Origin of the sequence: Mesorhizobium sp. M7A.F.Ca.US.002.01.1.1 (genome assembly GCF_004022955.1) — a bacterium.
Lineage (GTDB): Bacteria > Pseudomonadota > Alphaproteobacteria > Rhizobiales > Rhizobiaceae > Mesorhizobium > Mesorhizobium ciceri.
In genome coordinates this window covers 1-702 of the sequence record NZ_RZQE01001006.1, presented here as the reverse complement: position 1 = coordinate 702, position 702 = coordinate 1, and the positions used below count along the sequence as shown (strand labels likewise).

The following is a 702-nucleotide window of genomic DNA, read 5'->3' as shown; positions in this document are numbered from 1 at the left end:
GCCGACGAGGCGGCGGCGGAGAAGGGTGAGGGCGCGGTTCATGGGGGCGTCGATGGGTTGGCGATACGTTGATTAGGACCGCGCCTAGGCACCCTCCTCTGTCCTGCCGGACATCTCCCCCTCAAGGGGGGAGATCGGCTGTCTCTTTTGGCTTCGCCAATCTCCAACGTTGAAGAATTCGCGGGACAGACAAGCGGCCAATCTCCCCCCTTGGGGGGGAGATGTCCGGTAGGACAGAGGGGGGCCTCGTAGAACTCAAAGCCTACGATGATTTCGCGAATTTTCATCCGCGCAATTCTGTCACGATTCCAAATACGTGTCCGCCCAGTTCGACACCGCCCAGCGCGGGTTGTTGGCGATGTTGCCGACGGTGTCTCGCGCGACGCTGATGAAACTCCATTCGGCGACGTTGATCAGCGGCAGGTCGGCAGCCACCGCCTTCTGGAACTCCTTGTAGAGGTCGGTGCGGGCTGATGCGTCGAGCGTCTCCGATGCCTTGGCGATGAGCGCATCGAGCGCATCGTTCTTGTAGCCGCCCTGGTTGGAGAACGGCACGCCGTCGGGAATGCCGCTCTGCACCAGGATGGTGGTCGAGATCGCCGGATCGCCGCGGAACACCGGCGGACCGACCGCGAGATCGAAGGCGTGGTCGGTGTAGACCGCCTTGATGTGCGCGGCCGAGTCGTTGTTGACCAGCTCAGC

General features: G+C 62.8%; 1 pseudogene. It reads right to left on the bottom strand.

Annotated elements, in window-relative coordinates:
• Positions 1-300: 300 nt before the first annotated feature.
• Positions 301-702, bottom strand: a pseudogene (locus EN932_RS37400) (ABC transporter substrate-binding protein); the annotation flags it as partial.